Annotated in this window: 21 protein-coding genes; 3 read left to right on the forward strand and 18 right to left on the reverse strand. The window is 56.5% G+C overall.

Annotated features, from left to right (window positions below):
- Nucleotides 1-222 precede the first annotated feature (222 nt).
- The 5 genes from FHW16_RS13895 to FHW16_RS13915 form a co-directional block, all read right to left on the reverse strand.
- Nucleotides 223-855, reverse strand: coding sequence for a class I SAM-dependent methyltransferase (locus FHW16_RS13895; protein ID WP_182549798.1), 633 nt, complete (start codon nucleotides 853-855; stop codon nucleotides 223-225).
- Between the two features lie 103 nt (nucleotides 856-958).
- A complete protein-coding gene (locus FHW16_RS13900) occupies nucleotides 959-1,372 on the reverse strand; it encodes a nuclear transport factor 2 family protein (protein WP_182549799.1) in 414 nt (137 codons plus the stop codon).
- An 80-nt stretch (nucleotides 1,373-1,452) separates the two neighbouring features.
- Entirely contained in the window at nucleotides 1,453-2,055 is a 603-nt protein-coding gene (locus FHW16_RS13905) for an NADPH-dependent F420 reductase (protein WP_182549800.1), read from the reverse strand.
- Nucleotides 2,056-2,086: 31 nt separating this feature from the next.
- Nucleotides 2,087-2,839, reverse strand: coding sequence for an SDR family NAD(P)-dependent oxidoreductase (locus tag FHW16_RS13910; RefSeq protein WP_182549801.1), 753 nt, complete (start codon nucleotides 2,837-2,839; stop codon nucleotides 2,087-2,089).
- Between the two features lie 50 nt (nucleotides 2,840-2,889).
- On the reverse strand, nucleotides 2,890-3,624 hold the full coding sequence (locus FHW16_RS13915) for an SDR family NAD(P)-dependent oxidoreductase (RefSeq protein WP_182549802.1): 735 nt from the start codon (nucleotides 3,622-3,624) through the stop codon (nucleotides 2,890-2,892).
- 258 nt (nucleotides 3,625-3,882) lie between these two features.
- Here FHW16_RS13915 and FHW16_RS13920 point away from each other — a divergent pair, with 258 nt between their 5' ends.
- On the forward strand, nucleotides 3,883-4,779 hold the full coding sequence (locus tag FHW16_RS13920) for a LysR family transcriptional regulator (RefSeq protein ID WP_182549803.1): 897 nt from the start codon (nucleotides 3,883-3,885) through the stop codon (nucleotides 4,777-4,779).
- Between the two features lie 401 nt (nucleotides 4,780-5,180).
- Here FHW16_RS13920 and FHW16_RS13925 read toward each other — a convergent pair whose 3' ends face one another.
- The 8 genes from FHW16_RS13925 to FHW16_RS13960 all read right to left on the reverse strand — a co-directional run bounded on the left by FHW16_RS13925 (nucleotide 5,181) and on the right by FHW16_RS13960 (nucleotide 11,654).
- Nucleotides 5,181-5,654 carry a DUF2750 domain-containing protein gene (locus FHW16_RS13925; protein ID WP_182549804.1) on the reverse strand — a complete coding sequence of 158 codons (474 nt, stop codon included), beginning with the start codon at nucleotides 5,652-5,654 and terminating at the stop codon, nucleotides 5,181-5,183.
- A 174-nt stretch (nucleotides 5,655-5,828) separates the two neighbouring features.
- Entirely contained in the window at nucleotides 5,829-6,989 is a 1,161-nt protein-coding gene (locus FHW16_RS13930) for a hypothetical protein (protein WP_210278123.1), read from the reverse strand.
- A 130-nt stretch (nucleotides 6,990-7,119) separates the two neighbouring features.
- The gene (locus FHW16_RS13935; RefSeq protein ID WP_182549805.1) at nucleotides 7,120-7,551 is read right to left on the reverse strand and encodes a DoxX family protein; all 432 of its coding nucleotides are present in this window, start codon (nucleotides 7,549-7,551) and stop codon (nucleotides 7,120-7,122) included.
- Between the two features lie 98 nt (nucleotides 7,552-7,649).
- Nucleotides 7,650-8,657, reverse strand: a complete 1,008-nt coding sequence (locus tag FHW16_RS13940) for an amidohydrolase family protein (protein ID WP_182549806.1) — start codon at nucleotides 8,655-8,657, stop codon at nucleotides 7,650-7,652.
- Between the two features lie 297 nt (nucleotides 8,658-8,954).
- Complete coding sequence (locus FHW16_RS13945) at nucleotides 8,955-9,644, reverse strand: type 1 glutamine amidotransferase domain-containing protein (protein WP_182549807.1); 690 nt, start codon at nucleotides 9,642-9,644, stop codon at nucleotides 8,955-8,957.
- A 12-nt stretch (nucleotides 9,645-9,656) separates the two neighbouring features.
- The gene (locus tag FHW16_RS13950) at nucleotides 9,657-10,706 is read right to left on the reverse strand and encodes an NAD(P)-dependent alcohol dehydrogenase (RefSeq protein WP_182549967.1); all 1,050 of its coding nucleotides are present in this window, start codon (nucleotides 10,704-10,706) and stop codon (nucleotides 9,657-9,659) included.
- 52 nt (nucleotides 10,707-10,758) lie between these two features.
- On the reverse strand, nucleotides 10,759-11,058 hold the full coding sequence (locus tag FHW16_RS13955; protein WP_182549808.1) for a superoxide dismutase: 300 nt from the start codon (nucleotides 11,056-11,058) through the stop codon (nucleotides 10,759-10,761).
- A gap of 26 nt (nucleotides 11,059-11,084) precedes the next feature.
- Nucleotides 11,085-11,654: a flavodoxin family protein gene (locus FHW16_RS13960; protein ID WP_182549968.1), complete on the reverse strand. Its 570-nt coding sequence runs from the start codon at nucleotides 11,652-11,654 to the stop codon at nucleotides 11,085-11,087.
- Nucleotides 11,655-11,874: 220 nt separating this feature from the next.
- Between FHW16_RS13960 and FHW16_RS13965 the strand changes: the two genes are divergently transcribed.
- Entirely contained in the window at nucleotides 11,875-12,777 is a 903-nt protein-coding gene (locus FHW16_RS13965) for a LysR substrate-binding domain-containing protein (RefSeq protein ID WP_182549809.1), read from the forward strand.
- An 8-nt stretch (nucleotides 12,778-12,785) separates the two neighbouring features.
- Here FHW16_RS13965 and FHW16_RS13970 read toward each other — a convergent pair whose 3' ends face one another.
- The 5 genes from FHW16_RS13970 to FHW16_RS13990 form a co-directional block, all read right to left on the reverse strand.
- Nucleotides 12,786-13,181, reverse strand: a complete 396-nt coding sequence (locus FHW16_RS13970; protein WP_182549810.1) for a DUF1330 domain-containing protein — start codon at nucleotides 13,179-13,181, stop codon at nucleotides 12,786-12,788.
- A gap of 366 nt (nucleotides 13,182-13,547) precedes the next feature.
- Nucleotides 13,548-14,441 (reverse strand): LysR family transcriptional regulator, encoded by an 894-nt coding sequence (locus FHW16_RS13975; protein ID WP_182549811.1) that lies wholly within the window; start codon nucleotides 14,439-14,441, stop codon nucleotides 13,548-13,550.
- Between the two features lie 127 nt (nucleotides 14,442-14,568).
- On the reverse strand, nucleotides 14,569-15,363 hold the full coding sequence (locus tag FHW16_RS13980) for a carboxymuconolactone decarboxylase family protein (RefSeq protein ID WP_182549812.1): 795 nt from the start codon (nucleotides 15,361-15,363) through the stop codon (nucleotides 14,569-14,571).
- A gap of 190 nt (nucleotides 15,364-15,553) precedes the next feature.
- Nucleotides 15,554-16,537, reverse strand: coding sequence for an aldo/keto reductase (locus tag FHW16_RS13985; protein ID WP_182549813.1), 984 nt, complete (start codon nucleotides 16,535-16,537; stop codon nucleotides 15,554-15,556).
- 87 nt (nucleotides 16,538-16,624) lie between these two features.
- On the reverse strand, nucleotides 16,625-16,996 hold the full coding sequence (locus FHW16_RS13990) for a DUF2255 family protein (protein ID WP_182549814.1): 372 nt from the start codon (nucleotides 16,994-16,996) through the stop codon (nucleotides 16,625-16,627).
- A 542-nt stretch (nucleotides 16,997-17,538) separates the two neighbouring features.
- On the opposite strand from FHW16_RS13990, the gene FHW16_RS13995 reads away from it, so the two are divergent.
- Nucleotides 17,539-18,276: an SDR family oxidoreductase gene (locus FHW16_RS13995; RefSeq protein ID WP_182549815.1), complete on the forward strand. Its 738-nt coding sequence runs from the start codon at nucleotides 17,539-17,541 to the stop codon at nucleotides 18,274-18,276.
- Nucleotides 18,277-18,295 lie beyond the last annotated feature (19 nt).

Genomic DNA, 18,295 nt, shown 5'->3' on the forward strand with positions numbered 1-18,295 from the left:
TCGGGTGAGAAGACGATCCGCCTGGGAGAGCTCAGGCAATCTCTAACCGATCAGGTCAGTTGTCCGCCTGCCACGCTAGTGCCGCCACGTCCCTCGCGCCCCAAGCTTGACCTTTGCAGGCTCTCCAGCGAGTTACGAAAGCTGACGTTGCTGCGGACTGGCGCAGTTGAGCAGTATCCTGGCATCCTTGGGAGGTCGACCTGAGGTTGGCGCCGGCCTCTGTCAGGGCTTCACGAACCGATATGCGAAGCGATCGGTCTCGCCCTTGATCAAGGGATCGAAGACCTTGATCGCGTGTGGATCGTTCCTGTTCGCGAGCAGGGTACTTTCCGCATCCAGTACGAAGCCGGCAGCCTCCACCTCCTCGCGCACGGTGGCAGGGTCAATGCGATGCAATGACTGGGCATCACCTGTGCCGGCTCCGGCGGCCGCGGCGTGATCGACAATGACGTAGAACCCACCGGGCTTCAGCCGCTCGTAGACAGCTCGATTGAAATTAGCCGCCGTTGTGCCCCTGGCCTGCATCAGTGCAGTGTGGAGATCGTGGTAGAACAGGTGCAGCCACAGGACATCCGCTGGCTGCGTGATCTCCGGCATTGCCACGAGGTCCGCTGAGACGGCTTCGACGTTTTCCCGGCCTGGCTCCTGCGCGATAGTTCGCATGAGGCCGACCGGATCGTTCTTGAAGTGCGCGACTTCGGCCGGCACGAAGCTGGTGACTCGACCTTCGGGTCCAACGACGTCGGAGAACAGGCGCGTCCAGTCGCCGGCGCCTGGATAAACGTCGATGACGGTAGCACCTGCATCAATGCGTGCGAACCGGATCAACTCGGATAGTTTGGATTGGTCGTACATCGGAATCTCCTTTACGGTTGGGTATTCTACGAGCGCGCGGCACGCGAGACGGCGATCCGCTCATTCACCTTCGGCGAAAGCCGATGGTTGCAGAAGACCTGCGCTATACGGGCCCGGAGGCGTCCATCTGCGCTGCGCGTGCCAGCGCTTGCGTGTCGATGTATTCCTGGATGCTGGTCAGTCTGCCGTCCCGGACCGTGATGGCGAAGATCCAGTCGTCCTCGAACGGCTTGTTCGTGGCTTTGACCTTCCCGCTGGCGAAGCCGGCGACGAGAACCCGGTCTCCTTGTGCGACAAACTCCCGGGGTTCCGTGAAGGTTTCCATCGACCTCGATGCCGTATCCAGCAAATCTGCCAGTCCCGCGTACCCCCGGTAGGTGCCGGCCAGCGGCCAGTCCTCGCCCGGAATGATCCACTTGATGTCTTCGGCAGCCAGCGCCAACAGAGCCAGTCTGTCGCCGCGGCCTATCGCCGCGAAGAAGTCCTTCACGGTTTGGATGTTCTTTTCAATACTCATGGGAATATCTCCATTTCGGTGTGATCGGATCGCACTCGATCCGATCCGTACATCTTGGCCTTGTCGATGGGGCCGTCGTTTTAACCGTCGAACTTCACCAGATCCTTGAAGATCAGATGACCCCAGCTCTTTCCGCGCGCCTGGATCAGCAGCCCGCCTTCCGACAACCCGCCAAGCTTGATCGGCGCGAAGCCCAGATTGTGCGCGAGCGCACCAATCTCCGCCGCATCGTCCTCATCGTCGCTCGCCAGGAACACGACTCTCCTGCCGCCCTGCACGGCCGGGTCTTGGCCAAGGGTGGCAGCGAGCAGATGGTTGAAGCCCTTGACCAGCCTTGCGCCGGAGAAAGCCTGCGCAACGGCCTGGGAAGACGGCTGTCCTCCCAGTTGCTCAGGGGGCACGCCGTAGGCATTGGTCACATCGATGACGGTCTTCCCCTGCCAGGTGGGGAGCGCCTTTGCGACATCTGGATGCGACTCGAAACGGACTGCCAAGAAGATGATATCCGCCTTGACGGCTTCCGCTAGTGTTCTAGCAATGACCTTGGGCCCGATCGCGGCCGCATCAGCTGCAAAGCTTTCCGGGTCCCGCGTGGTTGCAACAGATACTTCGATGCCCTTGCGTGAAAAGGCCTTGGCCAGAGCTCGGCCGATATTGCCGAAGCCGATGATTGAGTAGCTCATAATGCTTCTCCGATCCTGTGTTAAGGTTGGGTCAGACCTGCGCCCAACCGCCATCGACGGCGAGATCTATACCGGTGATGTACGAGCTTTCATCGGAGGCAAGAAACGTGAGCGCAGCCGCGATTTCCTCTGGCTTGCCCCTGCGACCCATTGGGATCTGTGCAGCAAACTGGGCGACCGCCTCCTCGGCTTGCTCGGCGGTGAGGCCGGTCGTTGTCGCCAAGGCGGGAGTCTCGATCGCGCCGGGGCTCATCGTATTGACGCGGATATTGCGGTCCTTCAGCTCTTGGGTCCAAGACCGCGAGAAGCTGCGAACAGCCGCCTTGCTTGCTGCGTAGGCGCTGAACGCTGGCAGCCCCATCACATTCGAGACCGAAGAGTTCAGAATGATCGATCCGCCGTCTTTGAAAATGGGAAGGGCCTTCTGCACCGTAAAGAACAAGCCCTTCACGTTCACATCGAAGGTCTGGTCAAAATGGACCTCAGTAGCTGCCGCGAGCGGCGCGACTGTACCTGCGCCCGCGTTTGCGAAGAGAATGTCGATGTGACCATGTTTCTCCTTCACGGTGGCGTAGAGCCGATCCAGGTCTTCCAAGCGCGAGACGTCGCCCACGACTGTTGTCACGTTTTTCCCGATAAGCGCCGCGGCCTCTTGTAAGGCTTTCTCGCGTCGCCCAATGATCACGACTTTCGCACCTTCTTCCACGAAACGCTTGGCTGTGGCCAAGCCGATCCCGCTGCTTCCGCCCGTGATAACTGCGATTTTACCTTCGAGTGCTTTCATAATCTTTTATCCTACGTTGTGTGTGAGTTAGGCACGGAACCGCGCCGGGGTCAGAGTTGAGCAAGGCCGCCGTCAACGGCGACTTCGCTGGCGGTCATGAAGCTGCTGTCGTCCGACCCCAGGAAGGCGGCCGCGGCCGCGATCTCCGCCGGAGCGGCCATGCGCTGGAGCGGGGTCATCGCGCCGTAGGCCTTTTGGCCCTCCTCTCCCAGCGCTTCCTTCGCGAGTTCGGTCGCCGTCGCGCCGGGCGACAGCACGTTGACCCGAATACCGGTGCCCTTCAGATCCTCCGCCCAGGTCCGTGCGAGATTGCGCACCGCTGCCTTGCTGGCGCTGTAGGCAGTGAATGACGGGGCGCCGGTGGTCCCGGCGCTCGATCCCGTCAGGATGATCGAGCCGCCCGGGCCCATCAGTGGCAGCGCCTTCTGGACCGTGAAGATCGTGCCCTTCACGTTGGTGTCGAAAGTGTTGTCGATGTGCTTGGCGGTGATCTGGCCGAGAGGAAGCGGACTTCCGGCCCCGGCATTGGCGAAGACGATGTCGAGGCTTCCGCGCTCGGCTTTCACCGCCGCGTAGAGCCGATCCAGATCGCCCTCATCCGAGACCGAGCCCTTCACCGCGCGAGCGTCGGGTCCAAGCTCGGCCACAGCCGCATCGAGTGCTTGCTGTCGACGGCCGTAGATGAAGACGAAGGCACCCTCCTCGATGAAACGCCTGGCGGCGGCGAGGCCGATACCGGTAGCGCCACCCGTGATCACGGCGGTCTTTCCATTCAATCTGGTCATGTTGTGCATCCTTTGTTGAAGTTGCACGGAAACCCTGTGCATCGTTGAAGTAGGTGCAAAGTTCGGCGCGTATCAGTGCGCAAGTACGCACATCGGTGGTGCAAAAACGATCCAGCCCGACATCGGCTGCGACGATCGGTACTCGCCGTTCGGAATTGAGCTGCGCTTGTTGACATAGCTGTACTCGCCGCCCGTACTGCTGTACCATGTAGGTGACACGGGGCTTTCAAGGCGCACCACGCGGTGCCGAATTACACCATGATTGACTGGGATGACGTTCGCTACTTTCTTGCCGCCGCGCGTGGCGGCTCAGTGCGGGCTGCCGCCAAGAGCCTGGGAGTCAATCACTCGACCGTGCTGCGACGCATTGCTCAGCTTGAGGAACACCTCGGGGCGCAAATGTTCGAAAAGCTGCCTTCGGGCTACCGCCTGACAGGCGCGGGCGAGGAGGTTCTCGAGTTCGCGAACCAGATGGAAGCCTCGTCGCACCAATTGGAGACGCGCGTCTTCGGGCGAGATCAGAGCGTACGCGGGCTTCTGCGGGTGACGCTGCCCCCGTTCCTTGCGACACACCTGCTCATGCCGGATATCGCAGATTTTACGCGTCTGCATCCGGACATCGAGATGGAGATCGTATCGACCGGCGAGGTCGTGAACCTGACCAACCGGGAGGCGGATGTGGCGATCCGGATGGTCTCCGATCGCAAGACCCTGCCGCTCAATCTTCATGGCCTGAAAGGTCCGGATCTGCTCGCGGGTGTTTATATGTCCCGCGATAGAATGGCCGCGTGGCGTGCGGGTGCGTCGGCTCCAATCCGGCCCATCGTCATCGGCGGTCAGGCTGTTCCGGACTGGGTCGACAAAGGGGAGTTTCGCGCCACAGGGATTCCGTTCAGGACGCCGGACGCCGACGCGCAGATCGCTGCGGCAAGGCAAGGGATCGGCATGACCAAACTGCCGTGTTTCGTCGGAGATGCCGATCACCTGCTGGCGAGAGTTCCGGGCATCGATCTGAAATCACCTGCGACGATCTGGCTTCTCACGCAGGGGGAGACACGCAAGACAAAGCGCGTGCGGCTTTTCACAGAGTTCATATCCCACCGACTCGCCGCGTACGCTCCGCTCCTCGCCGGGCGGTCCATATCGCGCGGCTGACGTCCAGTGCCAAATGCCAAAAATGGGCTAGGGAAACTGTTGATGGAAATTGGCATTGCCAAGTGGGACAGGCCGCGGAGTGGCCGCTCTCCACGAATCGAAACGCATAGTGGACGGTCCGCTCCCGGCCCCATTTCGGTCATTCAAGTGCTCGAGCTCAATTGTTGCTTTAGAAGAGCCCATTTTGAGTCCCTCGCCATGAAGGGATACGAACCGAAAAGCTTTTGAAAATCCCGCCAGCTATACGATCAGTTTCAATATGTTAGTGGATAGTGACCAATACTGCATCGAGTTGCTCGCTAGGGAGGAAATTTGGCCGCTCACTCCTAGTTACAACTTCGCAAAAGATCTGAAAATCCAACAATGCGCTGCTGGTTCGGTGAATGGTACCAGAACAGGTATCATTGGGCGATGGCGGCGTCAGTGTTCCACACACATTGGATCTGGTAGGAAAAACCCGCTTGGATCTCACTTTTGATATCGGCGATCACCTTATTTGCTGGTTCGACCGGCCCACATGTCGCACGATCAAAGCATATCCCGGCTTTAAGTCCGCGTTGTTTCAAAGCTGGCAAAAAGGGGTTGAACAGCGCGGCAGCGCCTTGGGCAGATGGGCCCATCCACAACTCTGCGAAGATAGCAGCTGGCCATAGGGGGCAACACATCGATGTTCCGGCAACATTATTCACAACGATAGAGTTAGCACCGACATTTATTGTATATACGGTATATGTTTCTACCGACTTTTTGATGAAGTGTTTATAGCGCTGCGCATGGGAGAGTTTGAAAACTCTCGGATATGGTGTCAAGTCTTCCCAACCCAGTTCGCTTTTGGGCGCAAGCGGCTGATCTTTGTGCGCCGCAAGCGTTCCCAATGGCAATCAACAGTTCAGCCAATATCTGCAGCATGGGCAGATGGCAGTGTTCTCAAAGAGGCCAATGCGTTGGACCTGTGCGGCCTATCTAATCCATGATCAAGTTCGCGCGCATTGTCTACGAGAGGCACGACGCGTTCACGGAATAGAGCTAGCCGCAATATGGACCCGTTGTTATCGCTTGGTGATCGTACGTTGCCAGCCGTCAACCAAATGCGCGTTCTCCGCAATGATATTACATATTTTGCCACTTTTATTTTCGCAACGGGCTAGCGCCTGTTGACGGACGTCTTCGATTGATCGAAGTCCATAGGACCAATAAAACCCTCTTCCATCAACTGCTATGGCCGCAGCTTTCTCGGTCACTTGTTTCAAATAAAGCTGTGCGCTTGAGCGATCAACAGGCGTTAACGCGGAAAGCAAAGGCGTCAATTCATCTTCATTCGCCGATGGCAGATGATTGCGCCGCAGAAAATCGTCAACCCCGGGTTCGAGCAGTAAATTCGCCGTTTGCTTGTACAATGTATGCCCATCCTGTCCAAAGGGTGGAAGCCCGACATAGTCCACGGCTCCACCCCCTGAACGATATCCAGCTAACAGCCTTTGTGCGAGATCCGGTCCGAAATAAGGGTCGTTAGCGGCGTAAAACCAAAGAGTTGGTGTCGGATTGCCACGACCGAACTCGGTGAAGTTTCGTACAAGATCGTCCTGGAAGTGCGAGCAATTGGAATCGGCCAACCCTACAGTCGTATAGTGATACACGCCGCCGGAAATATTGATGACAGCCGTCAACGGTCTGTCCGTGCGTCCTGCAAGATCGAGCATTGAAGCCCCGCCGATCGATATGCCCAGGCCCAAAGTTACAGATGGATTGACGTCCGGGCGTGTTCGAAGCGTCTTCAAAGCAGCGGCAAGCTCATCGCCATGCGCGTTGAGAAACAAAGAAACATTGGGCCTTGAGCAGTCTCCCGCATCGTTCATAAAGCTCCCCGTGGAGCGACCGTATCCAGGCCAGACGATTGATGCCGCAATCCAGCCCCGATGCGCAAAATCATGCGCGATGTGTGCCAGCCACTCAGGATGCATTTCGGATTGATTGGCTCCGGCGGATCCGTTGACGATCAACACAAGCGGAAAGTGGTCACCATCAACAGGCCGAACTACTAGCGTTTCAAGCTTCTCTGTCTTGGACCCGAGCTGAATCGGAAGTAAAAGATTTTCTTCCTTAACTAAATCATTGGCAGTTGCGTTCTGAATAGACAGGAGCAATCCAACCGAAGCCAACACCATTCGCCGCCAAAAACTCATATTCCAACACTTCACCCTGAAATACATTTCATTCTCTTAACGATAGGTCCAACGGATTTTGCGCCAAAGTTATCAGCCCATAAGTGCAATGTCTGAAGCTATCAAATCCAAATCTGAACGGTGCCGGTGTCTAGACTTACTCATACCGGAAATTGCCTTAGAATTCCCGGCCGATTACACGATCGATGGACATCCTATCCCCGCCACGCACTGCAATTGTCAGGCAAACAATTGTCCAAAGGACGCTGTATTCCATGGCCGCCCACCCCCTTGCCGACGTAACCCAGATCGTCACAGCAAGGAGACAGGTGCAGATCGCGGCCGCGGGTCGCGTGAGGAGACCAACGGCGACAAGCAAGCCGCCGAAAAATTCCACGACACCAGTTATCATTGCAAACAATGCTGCCGGCTCAAAACCAATGGCGTGGAATGAGTCAACGACCCGAGCGGGATCTCCGCCGAACCACCCGAAGAGCTTCTGGGCACCATGGGGAACGAGCAGAAGCCCAGCTGTTATCCGTACCAGAAGGTAGGCGTAAGGCTCCAGCGCATCATAGAGCGGGCGCTGGAATGGAAGAACCAGTTTCATGATGCTCCTTCGTCCTAGTTGAATTTTGGAAGTGGTTACGGGCTGATGGCCAATTTGGCTTTGTCATCTATCAAGGGAGGTATAGGTAATGCCATACTTCATAAAGGATCACTTTTAAGGGGGAAGACCAACTTGCCGTTTGCGGTCAAGCGCTCCCAGTTCTGGTGTGCAAACTTTGCCTTATCGGAAGTGCTGAGCTGAAGTTCCTCAACAAATCGCCGTGCGTCTCCTCCAGGGCGATACTGATACGGATAGTCCGTCGAGAACAAAATGCGATCGACGCCAACCGCGTCTATCGCCTGTTGCAAATAGGCGGGACTGAACATGCCGCTGGCCGTCAGATAGAGATTATTACGGACATAATCGATGAATGGCCGCCGGAGCTTGGATACCCGATCCAGCATAACGAGCCGCTCAAGATAAAAGAGCACCAGTTCGCCCCAGTGACCCAGGATCACCTGAAGGTTCGGGTAGCGGTCAAAGACGCCCCCCAGGATCAGGCGTACAAACTGCATCCCCGCCTCGAAGTGCCATCCAAGGGCGAATGTGGACAAGGCAAGATCGACGGGCGCACTGAAGCCCGCATAATAGCTATCGCGAACGTTCGTCTGCGGGATCTGTGGATGGATGAGCAACGGAACATCAAGCTCGGCCGCGCAGGCGAATGTCTGTTCGAATATATCATGATCCAGATTCTTGTCACCGACCCGCCCAAAAAGAACGGCACCCTTGCAGCCGAGTTCTTTGACCGCTCGCCGCAATTCGCGCGCGGCATCGTCCGCCTGCGCAAAGGAGAGAGCCGCCATGGCCTGAAATCGGGATGGGTTAGCCGAAACAATCCCGGCCAGAAGATCGTTGGCGCGACGAGCAAGATCGATGCCATGAAGCCCGAGATTGTTGAGGCCCGGTGTCGTCAAGGAGAGAACTTGAACATCGACACCGGTCTCGTCCATTAGAGCCAGCCGTTGTTCTCCAAGATCAGCGAGCCGTTCGCCGATGACGCCCGGATTGAGCCCGAGGGTTCCATCATCCGCGCCTGGAATCGTGTTCCACGCATGCTTGATGTCATTCGGAAGGACGTGTTCTTCGATTGCGATGATCTTCATCTTTGAAATCCTTGAATATACGCCGTCTGGCCTTGCCCCTGGAGTGCCCCCCGTACGCGTATTGTCATCCACGACGCAAGATAATGCGAGCTACCATAATGCTATACCTCGCGTGTTGAATGCTTACATGGCTCCGGCACTCCCCGAAGGAGCCAATCTTTACTTTAAAGTGGGGCCAGACCCGGCCTGAGCAGCGCCCAACGGTATTTCTTCAGCGATACTCCAGCCGATCTGATCGACCTTTCCTCGAAGAAGTTCTTCACCTCATATAGGCCGAATGAACCCGATTATTGTTGGTCATGACTTTGCCGCGAGCAGATCCAACACGGCTTGGCCGACACCATGTGCAGATGCCGGATTTTGCCCTGTGATCAGGCGACCGTCGACCACCACTTTCTCCGTCCAGTTCGCCGCTGGCTGGTGCAGCGCGCCCCTCTCCTTGAGGGTCGTCGCCAGCAGATAGGGTACGACCTTGGTATACTTGACTTCAGCCTCTTCCTCGTCCGTGAACGAGGCGACCTTCTTGCCCGCAACGAGATAGCTGCCATCCGAGAGCGTTGCATTCACCAGTGCGGCGGGGCCATGGCAGACTGCCGAAACGATGCCGCCCGCTTCCCAGATCTCGCGGATTACGTGCTGCACGGCTTTGGTATCAGCGAAATCCCACATGGTACCGTGACCGCCTGCGAAGAAAACCGCCGAATAGCGGGACGGGTCGAGATCTGCGAGGATCTTGGTATCGGCGAGTTCGGCACGGAATTTCTTGTCCTTCCAGAATTTGTCGTTGACCGGATCGGACAGATCGAAGAAGTCGATCGGCGGATGTCCGCCGCGGATCGAGGCGATTTCCGTCGGAATGCCTGCGTTGCGGAAAACGTCGAGTGGATGGGTGAGCTCGACCATCGCAAAGCCAGTGGGCTCGCCGGTATCGCCGCGGATCGGATGGCTGGTGACCACGCAAAGGACGGGCTTGATCTTATCTGCCATTGTCTTGGCTCCTCATGATTTGAGCGAGGCGATGTCGATGACGAAGCGATACTTGACGTCGCTCCGCAACATGCGCTCGTAGGCTTCATTGATCTGCTGGATGGGGATGATTTCAACGTCCGATACGATGCCGTGCTTCCCGCAAAAGTCCAGCATTCGCTGGGTTTCCGGTACGCCGCCGATGAACGATCCCGTGATTGCCCGCCGGCCGCGCACGACACCGCCGGCATTCACCGGCGTACCAAGTGGCCCCATATAGCCGACGAGGACGAGCACGCCTTCCAGCGTCAGTGTCGGCATGTACGGATTGACATCGTGGTCATACGGTACAGTGTCAATGATCACATCGAAGCGGCCGGCCACGACCGCCATCTGCGCCGGATCACTCGAGAGCACGACATGATTGACTCCGATACGGAATGCATCTTCCTCCTTGCCGGAAGAGCGCGTGAAGAGGGTGACGTCTGCACCGAGTGCCCTGGCGAGTTTCAACGCCATATGGCCAAGGCCGCCGAGACCGATCACCGCGACCTTGCTGCCCTCGCCGACGTTCCAGCGATGAAGCGGCGACCAGGTGGTGATGCCGGCGCATAGAAGTGGTGCAGCCCCAGCCGGATCCAGCCCGTCAGGAAGCGCGAGCACGAAGTTCTCCGTCACCACGACGGTGTCGGAGTAGCCGCCACAGGTCGGCGTCCCGTCATGCCTGTCGATGCTGGCATAGGTGAAGGTCGGACCTTCGGCGCAGTCCTGCTCCCATCCCTTAAGACAGGGTTTGCACTGCTGGCATGAGTCGACCATGCAGCCAACTCCGACCATATCGCCGACCTTGAAGCGACTCACCGCATCGCCTACTTCGCGAACCCGGCCGACGATCTCGTGGCCCGGGACAAGGGGATAAGTCGTGAAGCCGCCGTGGTTGCGAGCCAGGTGCAGGTCCGTGTGGCAGACTCCGCAATACAAGATGTCGACGACTACGTCGTCATGCCGCGGGTCTCGCCGTTCGAAGGAAAAAGGTGCAAGAGCATCTGTAGCCGATTGAGCGGCATAGCCCATAACGTCCATGGTCGGTATTCCTTTGTTTCGCACCCGATATCTCAGTGACAGGCTGGCAATATTAGCCGTTACCTGGCGCGAAGAGCGATTCCCAGTTCAGGAAGGGGCCAAGCGGGATAACCTCCCAGTCGAGGAGCCCAGCCTTAGCGAGAGGGAACTCGCGGAGGGCCTCCTTGGCGGCTTCGACCGACTCGCATTCGGCGATGATGGCCACACCGGGTCGGTCCTGGCGGAAATAGATGTCGCGGACGATACCGCCCTTATACATCTGCCAAGCGTGCCGGGCTTCATCTGCCATATGCGGCTGATACTTTTCCAGGCTGGCGCCGGGCTGGGGGATGTCGAGGCAAAGCAGTTTCATAGTAAGTCTCCTTGGTTGAAAACAGCTCAAGCGGGCTGAAGTCGGCGCGCAGTCTCGGTAACACGCCGCCCCAGATAGGCAGCGGTCACCAGATCGCTCTTGATGGGAGTGATATCCGCCCCCTGGTCCGTGTTCGACTGGGTCATGACGCCAAGCCAACTTCCGAGCCGGTTAAGGTCATCGGCACTGCCGGTGCTGCTGCTGTTTCCAGGCATCATATCGAGGCCGACCCAGATCATGCCATGCTGGGCTGCGAACAACGCCATCGACACGAGCGAGTTCAGTTTGTCGCCGTGCTGGGCTCCGGAATTGGTAAATCCGGCAGCAAGTTTGTTGCGCCACTTCTGCTCCGTCCAGGCTGCCTTGGTGGAATCCTCGAAGAACTGCTTGAACCTGGCGCTGATGAGGCCGTTGTAAGTTGGCGACCCGAAGATGATGGCATCGCTTCGCTCAAGCGATTCCCAATCTATCAAACCGTCCGCTACGGCGATAAGTTTCGCCTCTGCCCCTTGGACCTCTTGGATGCCGGCGGCAACCGCTTTAGCGACGCGCGCAGTATGGCCGAAGCCGCTGTCATAGACAATTGAAATCAACAATATGCTGTCCTTTCCATCGAGGAAATGGTGCGCGATGATGAGACGATGTGCTTGCACAATGTCGCTCATGGCTGCTTCGACTAGGATCGCCTCGAGAATATCGTTTGCTTGATTTGATCCATATCGTAGAATGGCATTCAGCAGTGGCGATTGTTTTTCACTTGTTTACTTCCCTGCATTCCGCAATCGCCTCATCAAACCTTCTGAAAGGGGTTTCTCTGTGCGCGACAGGTTTGACGGGGTGCAAGTATTTGTCGAGGCGGTAGAAGCTGGAGGCTTTACGAAAGCAGCGGATCGGCTCTCCCTCTCTCCTTCGGCGGTTGGCAAGGCCATTGCGCGTCTGGAGGAGCGGCTTGGCGTTCGCCTATTTCAGCGAACGACGCGTACGCAGAGTCTCACTGAAGACGGTCAGCAGTATTACGAGCGATGTGTGCGTGCCATCGAGGAACTGCGCGCCGGTGAATCCCTGCTGGAATCCGGACGGCGTGAGGTCGCCGGCAAACTACGCGTATCGCTACCCGTATTGTTCGGCCGCTACTGCGTCGCACCCATCCTGCGTGCCTATGCCCGCCAACATCCGAAACTTGAACTTGAACTCAGCTTTAATGACCGCCAGGTTGATATGATCGCCGATGGTTTCGACCTCGCCGTTCGTAACGGCACGCTCGGCAATGGAACCTCGCTGCGTGCGCGGAGGCTTGTCAGCCAACGAAAGGTACTGTGTACCGCTCCCGCCTACCTCGCTGCACACGGACAGCCGCACTCCCTTGCCGACCTAAGAGATCGGGATACGCTCGTTTATTGGCGCAACGATTATGCACTGCCTTGGCGGTTGCCCGATATGTCCGGCAACATCGTTGAGGTGCCTGTCATCTCCCGATTGCGTTTTGATGACCTCGAAGCAATTGCCGACGCCGCCATCGAAGGCATGGGGCTTGCTTGGCTACCCTATTGGCTAATCAGCAACCACATACGCGCAGGCAATCTGGTGGAGCTTTGGCCGGATAGGCCAAGCGCTACGATAGAGTCCTACGCGGTCTGGCCGGCTGCACAGCATCTGCCGCTGCGGTCCCGGCTGGCGATCGATGCACTTGCGAGCGAATTGCCGAAACGGTTCGAGTAGGAGGTCCGTCAGTTCGGCAGACCTTCGACGATATAAGCGTTCGTATGGCCGGAATGCTGCCTGATCGGGCGAATGCTTGCGTACTGCGGAGAACTGTACCAAGCCCGCGCCTGCTCCAGACTGTCGAACACAATGATCACGAGGCGAGATTTGGGTGTGTCCCCCTCGAGCGCGTCCATCGAACCGCCACGAACGATGTAACGGCCGCTGAAGGGGGCGAAGGTCGACTCCACCTGCTGTGTGTAGGGTTTAAGAGCCTCACGATCAGTAACCTCAAATTCGGCGATATAATACGCAGGTGCGATTCCGCTCGATACATGGCTTTGTGCCCATAAGGTGCTAGCGCCTGCAAACGCGAATAAAGCCGCAAATATTACTGACAGAAATGTAAGTTTGATTGTCATTTCACGTTCTTTCTCGTGACGAGACCAGCATTGTACAACTCCACAGCGGCTCCGAGGTAGACAGATTTTACCGGAGCTTCGCGCTGAGGCACGGGTACCCTACGATCACGAGACAGCGATACAAATTGCAGTGCCTGCTTTTGTACGTCGACGGTACTCACCCAAACTCCTCCTCCGCTTTCGGGAACGTGAGCATACCATCTCAACCAGCTTGACATTAGCGGCCGGCAATTTGACGAGGTTGTGAAGGACACTCATGAATAAAGTGGGATTAATAATAACTATCATTCGCAACGCCTGTTTTTGAAGGCATTTTCACGATGATCAATTGCGGGGACTTTGAAAAATATCGCGGATTTTTACCTATCAGGTCGGGTGGCGCAAAGCGTTAACCAAAAGAGAAAAAGCCGGAGAGGCTTGGCGGCGGCTGGGATAATAAAGGTGAAATCCTTCCCAATAAGGTGAATAGTTTTCAAGAAATCGATGCAAGCGCCCGCTTTCAAGGTGGGGTTTGGCTATGTCTTCAGGAACATATGCGAATCCAAAACCGTCCACAGCAGCTTCGAGAACATTGTAGATAGTATTGAAAACGAGCTGGCCATCCACCCGAACCTTGATCTCACGTCCATTTTCTTCGAATTCCCAAGCGTAGAGACCGCCATAGGTTGGAAGCCGAAGATTGATGCAGCGATGCTGGAGCAACTCCTTCGGGTGGGTGGGAATATCCTGACGTGCGAAATAGGATTTTGCGGCCACTGCCGCAAAGCGCACGTCCGGGCCGATCCTGACTGAAATCATGTCCTTGGCGATTTGTTCCCCAAACCGCACGCCGGCATCGTAACCGTCGCTGACAATGTCCTGCAGACCGTAGTTTACGTCGAGCTCAAGCTTGATGTCTGGATATTGATGAAGGAAGCTGCGCAGTTTTGGCCATATGTATTGCTGGATCTGGTAATCTCCAGCAGTCAGCCGGATTGTTCCGGCGGGGGTGTCTCGGAGTATATTCAGTGCATCGATCGCCGAACCAATTTCCTCAAAAAGCGGACTGATGTCTTGCAACAATTGGCCTCCTGCTTCAGTCGGGGACACGCTACGTGTTGTTCTGGTCAAAAGACGCACGCCCAACCGAGCTTCGAGCTGGCGGATCGTGTGGCTGAGTGCTGATGGCGACAGACCAAACTTGGCGGCAGCCTTCGTAAAGCTGCGTTCGCGCGCAACCGCCAGAAACACCATCAGATCGTTGACATCCTGCCGCTCCAAAAATGACTCCCTTTCATGGCCACAACATCTGATTATAGACTCGGGGCCATGAAATGGTAGCGAGCAAGCGACGGCACCGATCACCTTTGCGTTGAACGATCAAGTGCTCGCCAATTCTGTACATACTTCACTTCGCCCGATTGCGCAGCACCTCTCCAACCACGGTGGCCGCGGAAAACGCATTCGGCCAGCCGGCATAGAAGGCAGCCTGCGCAACTACCTCTCCCGCCTCCTCTGCAGTCAGGCCGTTATCCATCGCCCTGTTGAGGTGATAGCCAATTTGCGCACTTTGCCCTGACGCGATGAGCGAACTAACGGTCACAAGGCTTCGGTCTCGCGGAGAAAGCCCGGGACGCTGCCAAAGATCCAGAAACAGCGGGGTTGCGGTAAATTCCACCAGTCCAGGCGATATCTCTCCAACATTTTTCTCCACGGTGACAGCCCGCTGCTGCTCTGCTTCTTCGTTAAGAGGTAACAATTGTGGAGATGCCATTGGCAGCTGCTCGGCCCCTATGTCCCGATCCATGAACACAATCCTCGTTGCAGCAATTGCTGACATCGCGTTGGACCATCCGGCGTAAAACGCAAGGTGTGTGATGATTTCGGAGACTTCAGTTGGTGTCACGCTGTTGTCGAGGGCAACGTTTACATAGTGCGTCATGTCGATTGATTGATTTCGGGCAATCAGGATGGACAAGGTTACGATACTACGATCGCGTTGCGAAAGCTGCGGACGCCGCCACAGTTTTGCGTTCAGATTTTCTTCAGCATATCGGGCAAGAGCGGGTGAGACAGATTGGATATCACTAACCGGCAATGATGAAGCGCTCTTGGGGATAGCTCCACCTCCGGTTCCTTCCTGAGAAAAAACAGGTTCACCCATCGCGAGCGAAATCGCAGTGGCGGCGAGAATATTCTTCATTGTTATCTCCTTGAGCATTGGTTACCCGACATGATCCGCAGATTCTCAGGATCGTTTCTGAACCTTCGGATGACCAATATCGCCGGGTTCATAGAGTATGGTTGTAAACATGGGCAAGTTCGGTGTATTCGGCCCCGCTCCCCAATCCACGCTTGTCTTTGTGGGACGCTTGGTGGCCCAGATCGGCGAATTAGAGCCCCGAACGGCTCAAAATGGCTTCGGGATAGCGAGCACCATTTATGACAATATTGGCATGCTCAATCTCGTTTAAATCGGCCTCGTCCAGGACAACGTTTAGAGCCCCGATGTTTTCATCGAACCGCTCAAGCCTGCGTGTGCCGAACAATGGTACGATCCAGGGTTTCTGGGCCAGCAACCAGGCAAGCGCGACCTGCGCGGGCGTACTGGCGTGCTTCTCACCGATCCTGCGGATCAAGTCGACCAGCTTCTGGTTGGCTTTGCGGGCCTCTTCCGAAAAGCGAGGGATTTCATTGCGGAGATCTGAACGGTCGAATCGTGTGTTGACCTCGATCTTACCGGTCAGAAATCCCTTACCGAGCGGGCTGTAGGGTACTAGCCCGATGCCAAGTTCTTCAATCGTCGGTATGATTTCGTCTTCGGGCTCGCGCGTCCACAAGGAATATTCGCTCTGCAGCGCCGCGACAGGCTGAATCGCATGTGCGCGCCGGATCGATTGCACTCCAGCTTCGGACATGCCGAACCACAAAACCTTCCCCTCGTTGATCAGGTCCTTCACCGTTCCGGCAACATCCTCCATCGGCACTTCGGGGTCGACCCGGTGCTGATAATACAGATCGATGTGATCAGTTGCCAGACGCTTCAGACTTCCTTCGACGGAGTTGCGAATCTGCTTCGGCTTGCTATTGACGCCGCCACGATGCTGACCGGTCTCCTGATCGATGTCCCAGCCGAATTTGGTCGCAATCCTGACCTTGTCTCGAACTGGCGCGAGCGCTTCGCCCACCATCTCTTCGTTGGTCCATGGACCATAGACTTCGGCCGTATCGAAGAAATCCATGCCGCGATCAACCGCTGTTCGAAGAAGGGCAATCATTTCCGCCCGATCGGGAAGCTCCCGCGCCCTTCCATAGCCCATGGCTCCCAGCGATAACGCCGAAACTTCAAGGCCTTGGCCTAGTTTACGCCTGATCATATTGGGTCTCCTTCTCTGAAATTGCTTTAAAAGACCAAACTTGGAGTGCGCGAAGCGCCATTCAATCCGAAATTTGGCATCAGGATTTTATGTCGTAGGGGAGATCCGAACGCTCGCCGCCCGTGCCCTGTCGCTGATCATCGGCACCAAATATGGGCTTTCGCCATATTTTTCTCGATAGGCCCCGTCGATTTGGTCATTGATCAAGCCGTCGACTGGCTCGAAGGCAACCTTCCGCGTCATGCCTGCGGCAATAATCCGTCCAGCACGCTGGCGAACAGCCGCCTGATACCAGCTGGATTTACGACCATGGTAGCCGCGCACATAAAGCGCCCCGTCCACCACCACCGCCCAGATCCATGTCGGAGTGCCATAAGTCGCGTTGTCCTCACGAAACGGCGCTATCTTGAGGTCGTCAGCGTCGTTGATGTTCTTAAGCTCGTCGTGTGACCAGTTCATTACCGGTACCCATAGGTTGTTGCCAGTGCAGTTGTCGAAAAAATGGCCGTTGATTCGGCAAGTTATGCAAACCGCGGTCCGCCAGCGACAACAGCGCCAAGTCTGGTTAAGTAGCACTGAATGTAGTGCGCTTGCCCAACCTCGATTAGATGTGGAAATCTGCATGAACTTGTGAATGAGGCTAATCAATCAGATTGGGGACGATTGGCACGTATTCACGCGCAACCAACTATCCTATGCGTGTCTCTTTCCTTTACCGGTTTCTGGGAGAATGTTGGGGCAAATCCGGTTATCAATAACCGGTACGGCGTAAATGGAAAACAATGTAGCCGATTGCAGTTTGACCGGAAATTTGGTAACAAACGCCGGTCGAAAGAGTGCTGGCCGGATGGTAGCCCGGTCGCTGTCAGTATGATGGCAACTCCTCCCTTAGGGGTATCCGCGACACCCGAGACCGGCTTGCCGGTCGCAAAGGTGTGTCCGTTGATATCCCTATGTCATCCTCGGTGCACCTTCCAATTCCATCAGAAGGAAGTACGACCTTGAGGCTCACACAAAACACGATTCTCATCACTGGCGGCGCAACCGGCATCGGATTGGCTCTCGCACGGCGCCTTTTTGAAAAAGGCAATCAGGTGATCGTGTGCGGGAGAAGCGAAGCCGCTCTTTTGAGCGCACAAAACGAACTACCAGGACTGATCACACGCATCTGCGATGTCGCGGACACCGATAGTCGGCGATCGATGGTTGAGTGGCTGAAGACGAATTATCCGAGCCTCAATGTCGTCGTCAACAACGCCGGCGTTCAACATCGGCGCGACTTCAACAATGACCCAGCCATCGAAACACTCGATCAGGAGGTGGCAATCAACCTCACAGCACCAATCCACCTGATCGCCGAGCTCCTGCCCATGTTGAGGCAACAGGAGCAAGCCGTTCTCATCAACATCAGTTCGGGGTTGGCGTTTTCTCCGATGGCGGATGTTCCAGTCTATTGTGCCACCAAGGCGGCCATCCATTCATTCACCCTCAGTCTGCGTCACCAGTTAAAATCAACAGGCATCAGAGTGGTGGAGATTGCCCCTCCGATTGTTGATACGGACCTTGGCGGCGGCACGCGCAGCGGAGGGACAACCAGCCGAATAATGGTATCTCCTGAAGAGTTCGCCACGGAAGCGCTTGCTCAGCTTAAAGCCGGCAAGGACGAGGTTCTTGTCGGTGTCTCGGCCGATACGCGGCGGATGGGCGAGACCTTGTTCGAGCGCATGAACAGCCGCTGAGGCATCCTCTCGGATTTCG

The sequence above is a fragment of the Phyllobacterium myrsinacearum genome (assembly GCF_014138285.1).
GTDB lineage: Bacteria > Pseudomonadota > Alphaproteobacteria > Rhizobiales > Rhizobiaceae > Phyllobacterium > Phyllobacterium myrsinacearum_A.

Coding starts and splice junctions, on each gene's coding strand:
- FHW16_RS13940 (WP_182549806.1), bottom strand. CDS start 8,657: ATGAAGATCATCGCAATCGAAGAACACGTCCTTCCGAATGACATCAAG.
- FHW16_RS13985 (WP_182549813.1), bottom strand. CDS start 16,537: ATGATCAGGCGTAAACTAGGCCAAGGCCTTGAAGTTTCGGCGTTATCG.
- FHW16_RS13910 (WP_182549801.1), bottom strand. CDS start 2,839: ATGAAAGCACTCGAAGGTAAAATCGCAGTTATCACGGGCGGAAGCAGC.
- FHW16_RS13915 (WP_182549802.1), bottom strand. CDS start 3,624: ATGACCAGATTGAATGGAAAGACCGCCGTGATCACGGGTGGCGCTACC.
- FHW16_RS13930 (WP_210278123.1), bottom strand. CDS start 6,989: ATGTATTTCAGGGTGAAGTGTTGGAATATGAGTTTTTGGCGGCGAATG.
- FHW16_RS13900 (WP_182549799.1), bottom strand. CDS start 1,372: ATGAGTATTGAAAAGAACATCCAAACCGTGAAGGACTTCTTCGCGGCG.
- FHW16_RS13920 (WP_182549803.1), top strand. CDS start 3,883: ATGATTGACTGGGATGACGTTCGCTACTTTCTTGCCGCCGCGCGTGGC.
- FHW16_RS13970 (WP_182549810.1), bottom strand. CDS start 13,181: ATGACAATCAAACTTACATTTCTGTCAGTAATATTTGCGGCTTTATTC.
- FHW16_RS13950 (WP_182549967.1), bottom strand. CDS start 10,706: ATGGACGTTATGGGCTATGCCGCTCAATCGGCTACAGATGCTCTTGCA.
- FHW16_RS13955 (WP_182549808.1), bottom strand. CDS start 11,058: ATGAAACTGCTTTGCCTCGACATCCCCCAGCCCGGCGCCAGCCTGGAA.
- FHW16_RS13990 (WP_182549814.1), bottom strand. CDS start 16,996: ATGAACTGGTCACACGACGAGCTTAAGAACATCAACGACGCTGACGAC.
- FHW16_RS13945 (WP_182549807.1), bottom strand. CDS start 9,644: ATGGCAGATAAGATCAAGCCCGTCCTTTGCGTGGTCACCAGCCATCCG.
- FHW16_RS13980 (WP_182549812.1), bottom strand. CDS start 15,363: ATGAAGAATATTCTCGCCGCCACTGCGATTTCGCTCGCGATGGGTGAA.
- FHW16_RS13905 (WP_182549800.1), bottom strand. CDS start 2,055: ATGAGCTACTCAATCATCGGCTTCGGCAATATCGGCCGAGCTCTGGCC.
- FHW16_RS13935 (WP_182549805.1), bottom strand. CDS start 7,551: ATGAAACTGGTTCTTCCATTCCAGCGCCCGCTCTATGATGCGCTGGAG.
- FHW16_RS13895 (WP_182549798.1), bottom strand. CDS start 855: ATGTACGACCAATCCAAACTATCCGAGTTGATCCGGTTCGCACGCATT.